A 12,767-nucleotide genomic window follows, 5' to 3' on the forward strand; every position below is an offset into this window, starting at 1 on the left:
TCTACGTCTACCGCATCCAGGGAGACGCCATGAGTATTCCGAAGCCGACCGCCGCAGAACTCGAACTGCTGCAAGCCCTATGGCCGCTTGGTTCCGCCACGGCCAAGCAAGTCCATGAGGCCATGCAGGCCGATAAACCGGACCTCGCCTACAGCGCGGTGCTGCGCCTGATGCAGATCATGCACACCAAGGGCATCCTGACGCGCGACGAAAGCCAGCGCTCCCACATCTACGCGCCGGCGCAAGCGCAGGATGCGCTGCAATCCTCCCTGCTGAAAGACCTGGTGCAGAAAGCCTTCGCCGGTTCGGCCAAGGCGCTGGTGCTGGCCGCCCTGCGCAACGGCATCTCGAAAAAAGAGCGCGCCGAAATCGAAAAGCTGCTGAAGGAAGAGAACAAATGAGCACCTTCATCTTCGCCCTCGGCCTGACGCTGATGCACTTCCTGTGGCAAGGCCTGCTGCTGGGCTGCGGCGCCGCCATCGCGCTGGCACTGCTGCGCAACAGCCGCGCCGAATACCGCTACCTGATCGCCTGCGTCGCCCTGCTGGCCTGCCTGTGCTGGCCGGCGCTGGAATTGTGGCAGCGCCTTGCCGGCGATACGACCGCCAGCGGCGGCATCAATGTTCTGCCCTGGACCGCCGGCGAGATCAGCGACGATGAGGCGTGGTTCAACCTGCGCGATGCGCTGCGCTACATCGTCAGCCTGTGGGCGCTGTGCGCCGCTGCGCTGGCGCTGCGCATGATGGCGGGACTGCTGTGGATAGATCGCGTCAGCCGCCAACCGGCCAGCCATCCCGGCCAGCAGCGCTGGGAGCGCGAACTGGCGCAACTGGCCCACCACTTCGGCATCACGCGCGCCGTGGGCCTGCGCGTGATCGATACGCTGGCCAGCCCCGTCACCGCAGGCTGGTGGCGGCCGGTGGTACTGGTGCCGGCAGCGCTCATCGGCGGCATGCCGCCCGATCTGCTGCAAGCCCTGCTCGCACACGAAATGGCGCACATCAAGCGTCACGATTACCTGGTCAACCTGCTGCAAAACATGATTGAGACGCTGCTGTTCTATCACCCTGCTGTTTGGTGGCTGTCGAACCGTATCCGCGTCGAACGGGAATTGATCGCAGACGAAATCGCAGCAAGTCAGCTCGGCGAACCGCGGCGCCTGGCCCTTGCCTTATCAGAACTGGAGCGGCTCCGGTTCTCACATCATCAACTGGCCCAAGCGGCCAATGGAGGAAATCTCATGCAACGCATCCAACACCTGCTGCGCCCCGCGCCGCAAGCCCTGAACTGGAAAGCCGCCGTCGCCATGCTGGGCGTCGCCGTGGCTTGCCTGTCGGTCTACGCACAGGCCACCGCCGCCGACAAAAGCGCGTCCAACTACAAGTCAGCGCTGGTCGACTTCAACAGCTGCGCCAAGCCGGTATGGCCCGACGGCGCCATCGCCGCCAACCGCACCGGCACCGTCAGCCTGGAATTCAAGGTGGGCAAGGACGGCAAGGTCAAGGACTCCAGCGTGATCCGCACCAGCGGCCACCCGGACCTCGACGAAGCGGCGCGCACCGGCATCAGCAAATGCCAGTTCAAGCCTGCCACCAAAGCCGGCAAGCCGATCGACACCAAGCAAAAAGTGCAGTACGTCTGGACGCTGGAGTAACTCCTCAAGCGCGCCGGTCCAGCGCCGCCGATACCGGGTCGGGCGGCGGCGCTGTTCCGGTGCCGCGTAAAGCTATTCCAGCAGCGCGGCGATCGCCAGCGGCGTGGCGCTGGTGACCACCTGCCCCGCCTCCGGCAACGCCGCGAAGCGATAGACGAACACCCGAAAGCCCTGCATCACATCTCCCGCAAACGCTGGCCCTTCCTTCGCCGTCAGCGCGTTTACCGTACCGCTGCTGGCGCGGAACTGCACCTGCACCGCGTCCGTCTTCAGGTAAGAGAACTGGACGCCGACGCAGTTCTTGCCGCTTGCCTCGCCGCCAAATCGCAGATAGGCCAGCAACTGCTCGCAGGCGGCACGCAAGTCTGCCGCCGCATAGACGCCATCTGGCCGCGTCACGATTGACACCCAGGGCCCAGCCGTCAACTGGCCCGGTTTACGGTTGATCAACAGCTCCGCGTTGTCGTCATACGCGGCCTTGGAGAACGGAAGCACGGCGCGTCCCAGCGCATCGAGCGTCAGCGACACTTGCGCTGTCTTGCTGCTCAGGGTGAGCCGCAATCCTTCCATCGCAACGCTCTTGTTGCGTGGACGCAGGCGAAAATGACTTTGCAGGAACTGCTTGGGCTTACCGTATTTTTCAAACCAGATCATCTGGCGATAGGCGTCGCGATACGCGATCCAGTCCGTATCCTCCTGCGCGTGGACGAGGGACGGCAACCATGCAAGACAGAGGAGGAAGGCGCGGCGCAGCATGTCAGAAGCGGTAAGCGAGACCGCTGTACACGCTGAGGAAACTGCGGCGCTCGACCACCGGGCTGGCCGCCGGCCCTGCGCCCAGCCGTATCGCCGTCGCGCCGCTGGTGAGCAGCCACTGGCTGCTCAAGGCCCAGTTCCAGTTGGCGCCTGCATTGAACGCAGCGACGCCGCCCGACGGCGTGTAGTCGCGCGGTCCACCCGCAGCACGCAACACCTGGTACCGCTCGCGCATCACCGGCGCCCCGGCCAGCGATACCCCGGCAGACAGCGCGAAGGTGTGATGCGGCACAAGGCCGCTCCAGCTTTTCTGCACGCCCACATCGCCGCGCAAGCCGTGGGCACTGGTGTCGTACAGGACGCGCGACGTCAGCCGCGTATCGTCGCCAAGGTAGTAATTGAAATAACCGCCTGCATCCAGCGTGCCATCGATGGCGTGCGAGCCGCGCAGGCGATGGTTATCACCGGGATCGCGTGAATTACTGGCGGCCAGCAGCGGCCCATATTCCACAGCCGCCGTCGGCGAAAAGTTGATGCCCACTACCCCGCTGGCCGACACGAACACGCCATTGCTCCACTCCACTTGCAGCAAGGGCCGCAGCAACACCGGGCGATTCTCGCCGGCGGCCGCGGCGCTGCTGGTGGCCAGCGCCACGCCCACATACATATCCCGGCTGCCGTCCGGCATCATCGGTAGATTGCTGTCACCGCCCGCAGCCAGGCCGCACAGCGGCAATAATATGAGTGGGAATAGCTTGGTCATGTCTTCCTTAAAAACCGACGCGCACACCGAGCGATACTTTATCCATCGATGCACTCAGTCCTTGCTGTTTGAGTTTGTCCGTATGTTCCAGTTCCAGCTGCAGCGACACATCCTTGCTGACCATGTAGGCGGCGCCCAAGGCCAGATACAGGCCATTCTTTTTCACCGTCCCTGCCGCCGGCGCGTCCTTGCCGTGGATGCCGGCATTGAAACGGCCCTGCGCCACGCCCACCTTGCCATACAGCGCCCAGTCCTCGCTCAGCTGCCACGTATTGCGCGCCGCGATGTATCCCATGCGCGTGCGCGTCTTCAGTTCATAGCCCTGCTCCAGCGCAAACGACTTTTCGTCGCCGATGCCACGATAACCAGCTTCCAGCGCCCACGACGGCGACAGCGCATAGCCGGCGAACACGCCGATCGCCGCGTGGCGCTCGTTACCGTTGCGCACCGTAGTCACGCCGTCGTTAGCATAAGTAATGCTTCCTTTGCCGAACGAGCCGACGTCAACGCCGATGTAGGCATCCTCGGCACGCGCCAGCGAGCAGGAGGCAAGAGCGATCAGTGTGCTGTAAAAAAATTTGTTCATGTCGGATTCCGGTTGATGTAAGAGCCTCCATGTTAGGAAAAGCCCTCGCCGTAATCCGCCGCGATCTGTCGCAGAATTGTCCGCAATTTGTAGGGCGCATTTGTATAAAAAGTGTACGCAGATGTACCTGATTGTCGAAAATGCCACATCCGCCGCGCGCTCCACTACAATGGCGTTCCAAACAGGAGATGCAATGCAGCGTGTAATGCTGGTGGAAGATGATGCGCGGTTGGCCGCGCTGGTCAAGGAATACCTCGACGGCTACGACTACCAGGTCGATGTGGTCGGCCGTGGCGACCTTGCGCTGGAACGCTTCCGCGACACCCAGCCCGACCTCGTCATCCTCGACCTGACGCTGCCCGGCATCGACGGCCTGGTGGTATGCCACCAGCTGCGCCAACTGAGCGCCGTGCCGATCCTCATCCTCACCGCGCGCGAAGACAGCTTCGACGAAGTCTCGGGCCTTGAACAAGGCGCCGACGACTACGTCAACAAGCCGGTGCAGCCGCGCGTGCTGCTGGCACGCCTGCGCGCCTTGCAGCGGCGCGGCGCCAGTGCCGCCGGCAGCGACATCGTCATCGGCCAGCTGCGCATCTCGCGCGAGAACCGCGCCGTGTTCTGGCGCGGACGGGAGGTGCCGATGAACAGCGCCGAATTCAAACTGTTCCTGATCCTGGCTGACGCTTCCGGCAAGGTCATGTCGCGTAACGATATTCTGGTGAAGATGCGCGGCATCGAATTCGACGGCCTGGATCGCAGCATCGACAACTGCATCTCGCGCCTGCGCCGCAAGTTCGGCGACGGCGGCACGGAGCGCATCAAGACCGTATGGGGCGAAGGCTATCTGTTCAGCCCGTCGGCGTGGGAATGAACCGTATCTTCCGGCGCTTCGCGGTGCTGGTGCTGCTGGCCATGACACTGGCCAGCGGCGTGATCTACTTCACCTTCCGCTTGCTGTCCGGCGATCCGCTGGAACAGATCGCGCGCAGCCAGTCTGCAGGCCAGATCTTCCTGCTGGAGCAGTACATCGACCAGGCCCCCGCCGACGAATGGCTGGCACGCCTGAACAAGGTGCGCGAAGTATCCGACGTGGCGCTGGAACTGCTGCCGCTGCAATCGGCGCTGTCCGCCCTGCCCTCGGGCCGGCACGACGCCCTGTTGCGCGGCGAGGTGGTGATGGACGTTGCTGGCAAGGCCTACTACCGCCGCGTCGACACCAGCGGCGCGCGCTACATCGGCAGCGACGACGATGTGATCCACGCCCAGCACCTGCCCATCAACATCGGCGACGCGCTACGTATGGAGGCGATACGCTTTGCCGTCATCGCCTTGTTCCTGCTGGTGCCGATCGGATGGTGGTCGCGCGCGCACTGGCGCGACCTGCAGGCGCTGTCGCAGGTGGCGGACGATTTCGGACGCGGCAACCTCGCTGCGCGCGCCGCTGCCACAGCTAGCGCCAGCATCGCACCGCTGGCAGGACGCATCAACGACATGGCCGAACGCATCGCCGCATTGCTGGAAGCGCGCAAGCACCTGCTGCATTCGGTTTCGCACGAATTGCGCACACCGATTGCGCGGCTGGAGTTCGGGCTGGAACTGCTGCGCGACCGCCACACCGGCAACGACGAAGCGCTGCTCAAGCGGCTGGATGCGATGGAAATCGATGTCGGCGAACTGAAAGCGCTGGTCGACGAACTACTCAGCCTGACGCAGCTCGATCATGCGCACGCCATGCCGCGCCAGCCTTTTGCGCTGGCGCCGCTGCTGCAATCCTGCACGCCGCCCGGTTCGCAGCACTTCAGCGCCAGCATTGCTCCCGGCCTCGGCGAACTGCATGGCGACCCGCGCCTGCTGGCGCGCGCCATCCACAACCTGCTGGGCAACGCCGCCAAGTACGCACAGTCGCGCATCACGCTGACCGCCGTGCGCGACGAGCAGCTACGTATCGTGATTGAAGATGATGGCCCCGGCATTCCGCCGGAAGCGCGCACGCGCGTGTTCGAACCGTTCTACCGTCTCGCGCGCGAAGCCGATCACGCTGCGGGCGGGTATGGATTGGGGCTGTCGATTGCCGCGCGTGCGATCGCGCTGCACGGCGGCGAAATTGTCATCGATGAGTCACCGCTGGGCGGCGCTCGTTTTACTGCATCCATTGCAGGATGTCGGCAAAGATCTGCTCGCGATTGAGCTCGTTGAAGTTTTCGTGGAAGTTTTGCGGGTAGCGCTGGTAGGTCAGCAGCGATGCGGGGACGGACTTCAGCATCGCTTCAGCCGCATCGGCGTCGGCCAGTTGGTCGGCGCCGGCCACCACCGCGAACAGTGGCGCAGTCCACGACGGCATGCGCGCCGCCAGCCCTTGCTGGGCCTTGGTCAGCGCATTGCCGAAACGGACTGTGATTTCGGTGGCGCGGATGCCATCGCGTTCGTCGTCGTGATGGCGCGCGGTGATGGCGCTGTCGTGGGTCAGTTGATCGGTCAGCGACGCCAGCGGCACTTTCATGCGCGGCGCCAGTGCTTCCAGCACGCCGGCCAGCGCCAGCAGCACTGGCGATACTTTGATCGCATTCACGTAGTACGGCGACGACAGGATGTAGCCCTTGATCGCGGTCTCGCCGGCGAAATGGCCCAGGCCCAGATGAGTGGCGATCAGCGCGCCCATCGAATGGCCCATCACGTAAATCGGCAAGCCCGGATACTGCTGCTTGACCCACTGCAGGAACAGCAGGCTGTCATCGAGGAAGGTGGCAAAGCCGGGGATGTCGACCCGGCGCGCATCCTGGTGGCCGCACAAGTCGTAGGCCACGGTGGCAATGCCGTGCTGGCGGAAATACAGCGCCGGCGTGACGTAGTCGCCGCCATGCGCCATGCCGCCGTGGATCGCCAGGATCACCGCGCGCGGCGCGGCCGGCTGCCACACGTGAACGCGCCGCAGCACGCCCTGCGCTGCGGCGAACTCGGTCAGCCGGTCCTCGGAAAAACGCATCAGGCGGTGATGCTCAGGTTGATGCCCATCTCGACCAGCATGGTCATGTCAGCCAGCGAGAAATCGATGCTCGGCGTCGACGCGCCCTGATCGCAAGGGAAGGATATGCGCAGCTCGGCATCGACATCGGAACGTTCGAAATGGATGCCGCGCGCACTGCATTCGCCGAGATAGAAACGGATCTGCTTGAGCAGTTCGTTGGGGTCTTGCTCGGTGCCGATGGCCACATAAAAACCGGAATCGATGCGCACGCGGCCATCGGGCTTGACGTCGCCCTTTTGCCAGTCGCCGTGCGGTTCGGTCGGCAGGCCATCGCGGATGTCTGCCAGACCGTCGTCGTCGCCGTGTACCTTGAGTGTTGCAATATTCATGGTCTACCTTCTTTGGGTCTCCTACCAAAAATAAGGTTACACCATAGAAATTTCAAAGTCTAGCAATATAGCTAATTAAACAATCCCGTAGCGGGTGCGGTAAGCGGCCACCGCATCCTTGTGCTGCGCCAGCTGCGGATCGGCGCCGGCGCCGTTGAGGAAGCCGAACAGGTCGTCCAGGTTGCCGATCGAGATGACCGGAATGCCATACTTCTGGGTCACCTCCTGCACCGCCGACAGGTCGGAGATCTGGCCGTCCTTGCCGCCGCGCTCCATGCGGTCCAGCGCGATCAGCACGGCGCAAGGCTCGGCGCCGGCGGCGCGGATCATTTCCACCGATTCGCGCACCGAGGTGCCGGCCGAGATCACGTCGTCAATGATCACCACCTTGCCCTGCAGCTTGGCGCCGACGATGGTGCCGCCTTCGCCGTGGTCCTTGGCTTCCTTGCGGTTGAAGGCGAACGAGGTGTTGCGGCCTTTGCCGGCCAGCGCCACGGCGGTGGCCGAGGCCAGCGTGATGCCCTTGTAGGCCGGGCCGAACAGCATGTCAAACTGCACGCCCGAGTCCAGCAGGGTTTGCGCGTAGAACTGCGCTACCTGCGCCAGCGTGGCGCCGTCATGGAACAGGCCGGCGTTGAAGAAGTACGGCGACTGGCGGCCCGCCTTGGTGGTGAATTCGCCGAAGCGCAGCACACCGGAGTTGACCGAAAACTGGATAAATTCCTGGCGCAGGGAAGTGGTATTGCTCATCATGTTGCCTCATTTCTGTAAAGTGCCGGTATTTTACCGCTACACTAGCGCATTCCGTATTTTCTGCCCCCAATCTTCTATGCCAAAAATCATCTCCGCCAACCTGAATGGCATCCGCTCCGCCGCCTCCAAGGGCTTCTTCACCTGGATGGCCAGGCAGGACGCCGACTTCGTCTGCGTGCAAGAACTGAAGGCGCAAGCGCCGGACATGACGCCGGAATTCCTCAATCCGGGCGGCTACCACGGCCACTTCCACTACGCCGAGAAGAAGGGCTACTCCGGCACCGGCGTCTACAGCAAGATCGAACCGGACCGCGTGGTGATCGGTTTCGGCTCGCCCGAGTTCGACGCGGAAGGCCGCTACGTGCGCTGCGACTTCGGCAAGCTGACCGTGATTTCGGTCTACTGCCCGTCCGGCTCGTCCGGCCCGGAGCGCCAGGAAGCCAAGTTCCGCTTCATGGACCTGTTCCTGCCGCACCTGCAGGCGCTGCACGCCGAAGGCCGCGAAGTGGTGATCTGCGGCGACTGGAACATCGCCCACAAGGAAATCGACCTGAAGAACTGGAAGGGCAACAAGAAGAATTCCGGCTTCCTGCCGGAAGAGCGCGAGTGGATGACCCGCATCTTCGACGAAGTGGGCTACGTCGACGTCCATCGCGGCCTCGACCCGCGCGAGGAACAGTACACCTGGTGGAGCAACCGCGGCCAGGCCTACGCCAAGAACGTGGGCTGGCGCATCGACTACCACGTGGCCACCCCCGGCATCGCCGCCAAGGCCACCGCCGTGGCCATCTACAAGGACGAAAAGTTCTCCGACCACGCCCCGCTGACCATCGAGTACGGCGCGGTGTAAGTCCCCACTCCGCCGCGCCTGCCCCGCCGGGCGCGGCGAGTTCGTTGTATCGCTGCACAAATTGGGGTTTATGATATTTACTAAATGGAAATATCTGTGTTTCATTGTTATCATTGGCGCTTCGCTTAGGATAACCCTGAAAACGCCATGACCTCGCCTGCCCTGCTGTCCGTTTCCTCGTCCGACAACTCCACCATCGTCCTGCATTTCGACCGCAATGTATTTGCCGGCGATGGCAGCATCGTGGTCAGCGATGGCTATGGCCAAACCTTTCTCAGCGACGGCGGCCTGCGCACCCGCATCGTCAACGCCAGCGATCAGCGTGCGCTCGATGCCAGCGACAGCGCGCTTACCTACAGCGGCCAGAACATCACGATCCACCTGAGCACGCCGCTGAAGAACGGCCTCAACTACAGCATCACCATGAGCGGCGGCACCGTGATCGACGACAGCGACGATGGCATTGCCCGCATCAGTTCGCCCAACCTGTTCAAATTCACCGCCAGCGGCAGCGCCGCCACCGTCCCGACGCCGTCGGCGGTGATCGGGTCCACGCTCCACTTCACCGACACCGGCACCAGCAGCAGCGACTACATCACCGCCTCGGCCAGCCAGGTGATGACCGGCACCTACACCGGCACCCTGGGCGCCAGCGACTTCGTGCAGGTGTCGCTGGACAACGGCGCCAGCTGGCACAAGGCCACCGTCAACGCCAGCGCCAAGACCTGGAGCTACACCGGCGAGATCGACCTCGACAACCTGACCGACGGCGCCGGCGACGCCCTCGACGGCACCCTGCTGGCGCGCATCGGCAACACCAGCGGCGGCAGCAGCGGCACCGCCAGCCATACCTATGTGTACAACAGCCACGCGGTCGAGATCGACGTCAGCAGCAGCTTCAGTTTTTCCGCCGACACCGGCACCAGCAGCACCGACCTGATCACCAAGACCGCCGCCCAGACCATCAGCGGCAGCTACAGCGGCTCGCTGCTGGCCGGCTACACCCTGCAAGTATCGGTCGACGGCGGCGCCAACTGGATCAACGCCAGCGCCAGCGCCGGCAGCTGGCACACCACCGGCACCGTCAACCTGAAGAGCGGCGCCAATGAAGTGCAGGCGCGCGTGATCGACACCGCCGGCAACACCAGCGGCGTGGCCTCGGCCGACTACAAGCTGATCACCAGCACCGTGTCGCTGGCCGGCCATGCGCTGACGCTGGCGGAAGGCAGCGACACCGGCCCGTCCGCCACCGACGGCATTACCCGCAGCGCCAGCAAGGTCACGCTGAACGTGGCCGGCCTGCACGGCTTCCACGCCGGCGACACCATCCAGATCGTCGACACCAGCCACAGCTCGGCGGTGGTGGGCAGTTACGTGATCCTGGACGCCGACCTGTACTACGGCGACGACTACTTCACCATCAGCAAATTCAATCCGACCGCGCGCACCACGGTCGACATCAACCTCGACACGATGGCCGACGGCGCCCACACGCTGGCCGCGCGCATCGTCGACGTGGCCGGCAACACCGCCGCCGCCAGCGGCACCACCGCCGTCACCGTCGACGGCAAAGTGCCCCTGATGTTGAGCTCGGCGCCGCTGGAGGACGCCACCGGCGTCAGCACCGGCCTGACCAAGCTGACCTTCACCTTCAACGAAAACATCGCGATCGAGGATGGCACCATCGTCACCATCACCGACGATAACAACAGCGCCAACTCCCAGGAAATCACGCTGTCGAGTACGGCGGCCAGCGGCAACAAGCTGACCATCAACCTGAGCAGCGCACTCACCAGCGGCACCTCGTACACCGTGATCGGCGCCATCGTCACCGACCTGGCCGGCAACGACGGCGTCACCGGCGACACGCCGCTGCTGCACTTCACCACCGAAGGCACCTATGCCGGCGGTTCGACGCCCGACAGCGTGGCGGCGGACTACGTCGACACCGCGCCGGCCTGGGACACCGACAGCGGCTCGGACGCCCACAATGACGGCGTCACCAGCAACACCCGCATCAGCGTGACCGGCGCCCCGCTGACCGAATGGCACTACAGCGTGAATGGCACCACCTATCTGGGCAGCGGCGATGGCTTCGACCTCGAAGACGGCACCTACACTGCCGGCCAGATCCAGGTATGGCAGACCGTGGACGGCGTCGACAGCGCCCACACCAGCATCGGCAAGACGCTGGTGATCGATACCCTGGCGCCGACCGCCGTGGCCCACGGCGTACCGGAAAGCTTCAGCAGCGGCGACAGCAGCATTGAAGGCCTGGTCATGGGCACGACCGACGTGGCGGAGGAATTCGTTGAAGTCACCTTCGACCACGGCGTCACCTGGGTCCAGGCCGAGACCACCTACGTCAACGCTGACTATTCCACCTGGTCCCTGGCCGGCATCTCCGCCTCGCTGGGCAACAACTACGGCCTGCGCCTGTCCGACACGGCCGGCAACATCTCGACCTTCAACGCCCTCAGCGCGACCAATCCCGTCTATTACCTGGCCGACGGCGGCGTCACCTACAGCCACGCCAGCGATGACTACACCACCGTATTCGGCGGCAGCGGCGCCGACACCATCACGGTCGGCGCGCACGCATTGGTCGCGGGCGGCGACGGCGACATCATCACCACCGGCGCCAATTCCGCCATCATCACCCGCGCCAGCTCCACCGTGGTCACCGGCGGCGGCACCAACGTGGTGGAAGCCGACAGCAATGCCCACATCACCACCGGCAGCGGCACCGACTCCATCACGCTGACGTCGCTGACCGGCGCCGTGCTGGCAGCCGGCAGCGGCACCGACACGCTGATCCTGGAATTCGACGGCAGCTTCACGCTGGGAACAGCGTTGGGCAGCTCCAGCGGCATCGACATTATCGACTTCGGCTCCGACGGCACCGGCCACATGAACATCCTCACTTCCGCCTCGGTGCACAACCTGACCGACAGCGACCAGTTGACCGTCAACGACAGCGGTGGCGGCGCAACGACGATGACGCTGGAAAGCCTGGTTTGGGCGCACACGGGCACTTCCGGCGCCTACGAAATCTACAAGAATACCGTGAGTGGCGGTGACGGCACGGTCGTGGTGCTGATCGCCAACACCATCGACGTCACGCTGGATACCTTCACCGCCTGAGGCTTACAAGCTGCGGCGCGAACGGAACTCGCGCCATTCGCCGCTCAGGGGATCGATGAAGCTGATGGCGCGCGCCAGCAGCTGCAAGGGCTGCGACACGTCGTCCTGCTTGCACGGCAGGGCCACCGGATAGAAGGCGTCGTTCACGATCGGCACGCCGAGTGAAGACAGGTGCACGCGCAGCTGGTGCTGGCGGCCGGTGTGCGGATACAGCCGGTACAAAGTAAGCTCGCCGCGCTGTTCGATTACATCGATCAGGGTTTCCGAATTCGGCTCGCCCTCCACTTCCCTCATGACGAAGAACTTGTCGCCCTCCACCATGCGGCTGCGATAGGTGAAGGGAAACGTCACACCCTCAAGGCGCGGCGCCAGCGCTTCGTACTCCTTGTCGATCACGCGCTTCTGGAACATCGATTGGTACACGCCACGGCTGGCGGCGTTGCGCGAGAAGATCACCACGCCGGCCGTTTCCCTGTCCAGCCGATGGATGGGGACGAGGTCCTCCTCGCCCAGCGTTTTGCGCAGGCGCACCAGCAAGGTCTCGTGCAGGAAGCGGCCGGATGGAATCACCGGCAGGAAGTGCGGCTTGTCCACCACCACCAGATGGTCATCCAGATGCAGGATCTCTTCCTTGAATGGGATCGGCGTCTCCGGCTGTTCCAGCTCACGGTAGTAGAACATGCGCAGGCCGCGCTTGAAGCGGCTGGTTGGCGTGAGCGGCGTGCCATCGTTATCGACCACGTCGCCGCGCGCCATGCGCTCGCGCCACGCGGCCTCGCTCACGTCCGGGAAGCGGACCACCAGAAAGCTGATCAAGTCGGGCCAGTCGCCCTCCGGCAGATACAGATAGCTGGGCGCGACGCCGTCGCGCATGGGCAGCGGCGCAGGTAGCATGGCACGCGGCATG

13 protein-coding genes are annotated in these 12,767 nt (G+C 64.1%); 6 read left to right on the plus strand and 7 right to left on the minus strand.

The features are described from left to right. Positions 1–29 precede the first annotated feature (29 nt). Entirely contained in the window at positions 30–401 is a 372-nt protein-coding gene (locus BMZ70_RS22005) for a BlaI/MecI/CopY family transcriptional regulator (RefSeq protein WP_092279434.1), read from the plus strand. Then, a complete protein-coding gene (locus BMZ70_RS22010) occupies positions 398–1,654 on the plus strand; it encodes a M56 family metallopeptidase (RefSeq protein ID WP_092279436.1) in 1,257 nt (418 codons plus the stop codon). Before BMZ70_RS22005 ends, BMZ70_RS22010 begins: the two co-directional genes overlap by 4 nt. A gap of 72 nt (positions 1,655–1,726) precedes the next feature. On the opposite strand, the gene BMZ70_RS22015 is transcribed toward BMZ70_RS22010, so the two are convergent. From BMZ70_RS22015 to BMZ70_RS22025, 3 genes are read right to left on the minus strand one after another with little or no spacing between them, the layout of a single operon-like run. Next, positions 1,727–2,410 carry a hypothetical protein gene (locus tag BMZ70_RS22015; RefSeq protein ID WP_092279438.1) on the minus strand — a complete coding sequence of 228 codons (684 nt, stop codon included), beginning with the start codon at positions 2,408–2,410 and terminating at the stop codon, positions 1,727–1,729. Between the two features lies 1 nt (position 2,411). Beyond that, positions 2,412–3,173, minus strand: coding sequence for a MipA/OmpV family protein (locus BMZ70_RS22020; RefSeq protein ID WP_092279440.1), 762 nt, complete (start codon positions 3,171–3,173; stop codon positions 2,412–2,414). Positions 3,174–3,180: 7 nt separating this feature from the next. Further along, positions 3,181–3,759, minus strand: coding sequence for an outer membrane beta-barrel protein (locus tag BMZ70_RS22025; RefSeq protein WP_092279442.1), 579 nt, complete (start codon positions 3,757–3,759; stop codon positions 3,181–3,183). A 193-nt stretch (positions 3,760–3,952) separates the two neighbouring features. On the opposite strand from BMZ70_RS22025, the gene BMZ70_RS22030 reads away from it, so the two are divergent. Together BMZ70_RS22030 and BMZ70_RS22035 are read left to right on the plus strand one after the other, a co-directional pair. Continuing rightward, complete coding sequence (locus BMZ70_RS22030; RefSeq protein WP_092279444.1) at positions 3,953–4,630, plus strand: response regulator; 678 nt, start codon at positions 3,953–3,955, stop codon at positions 4,628–4,630. After that, positions 4,627–5,946, plus strand: coding sequence for an ATP-binding protein (locus tag BMZ70_RS22035; protein ID WP_092279446.1), 1,320 nt, complete (start codon positions 4,627–4,629; stop codon positions 5,944–5,946). The genes BMZ70_RS22030 and BMZ70_RS22035 overlap by 4 nt, the downstream gene beginning before the upstream one ends. Here BMZ70_RS22035 and BMZ70_RS22040 read toward each other — a convergent pair. The 3 genes from BMZ70_RS22040 to pyrE all read right to left on the minus strand — a co-directional run bounded on the left by BMZ70_RS22040 (position 5,900) and on the right by pyrE (position 7,866). Next, positions 5,900–6,742 (minus strand): alpha/beta fold hydrolase, encoded by an 843-nt coding sequence (locus tag BMZ70_RS22040; protein ID WP_092279448.1) that lies wholly within the window; start codon positions 6,740–6,742, stop codon positions 5,900–5,902. The two genes, BMZ70_RS22035 and BMZ70_RS22040, sit on opposite strands and share 47 nt — an antisense overlap. Further along, a complete protein-coding gene (locus BMZ70_RS22045; RefSeq protein WP_092279450.1) occupies positions 6,742–7,113 on the minus strand; it encodes a hypothetical protein in 372 nt (123 codons plus the stop codon). The genes BMZ70_RS22040 and BMZ70_RS22045 overlap by 1 nt, the downstream gene beginning before the upstream one ends. A gap of 75 nt (positions 7,114–7,188) precedes the next feature. After that, complete coding sequence (gene pyrE, locus BMZ70_RS22050; RefSeq protein WP_373922538.1) at positions 7,189–7,866, minus strand: orotate phosphoribosyltransferase; 678 nt, start codon at positions 7,864–7,866, stop codon at positions 7,189–7,191. Positions 7,867–7,942: 76 nt separating this feature from the next. On the opposite strand from pyrE, the gene BMZ70_RS22055 reads away from it, so the two are divergent. Beyond that, positions 7,943–8,716, plus strand: a complete 774-nt coding sequence (locus BMZ70_RS22055; protein ID WP_092279454.1) for an exodeoxyribonuclease III — start codon at positions 7,943–7,945, stop codon at positions 8,714–8,716. Positions 8,717–8,863: 147 nt separating this feature from the next. Further along, complete coding sequence (locus tag BMZ70_RS29240; protein WP_092279456.1) at positions 8,864–11,860, plus strand: beta strand repeat-containing protein; 2,997 nt, start codon at positions 8,864–8,866, stop codon at positions 11,858–11,860. Positions 11,861–11,863: 3 nt separating this feature from the next. Here BMZ70_RS29240 and BMZ70_RS22065 read toward each other — a convergent pair whose 3' ends face one another. Next, entirely contained in the window at positions 11,864–12,766 is a 903-nt protein-coding gene (locus BMZ70_RS22065; protein ID WP_373922539.1) for a pseudouridine synthase, read from the minus strand. Position 12,767: the final 1 nt, after the last annotated feature.

It is taken from the genome of Duganella sp. CF402 (genome assembly GCF_900109645.1).
Lineage (GTDB): Bacteria > Pseudomonadota > Gammaproteobacteria > Burkholderiales > Burkholderiaceae_D > Rugamonas.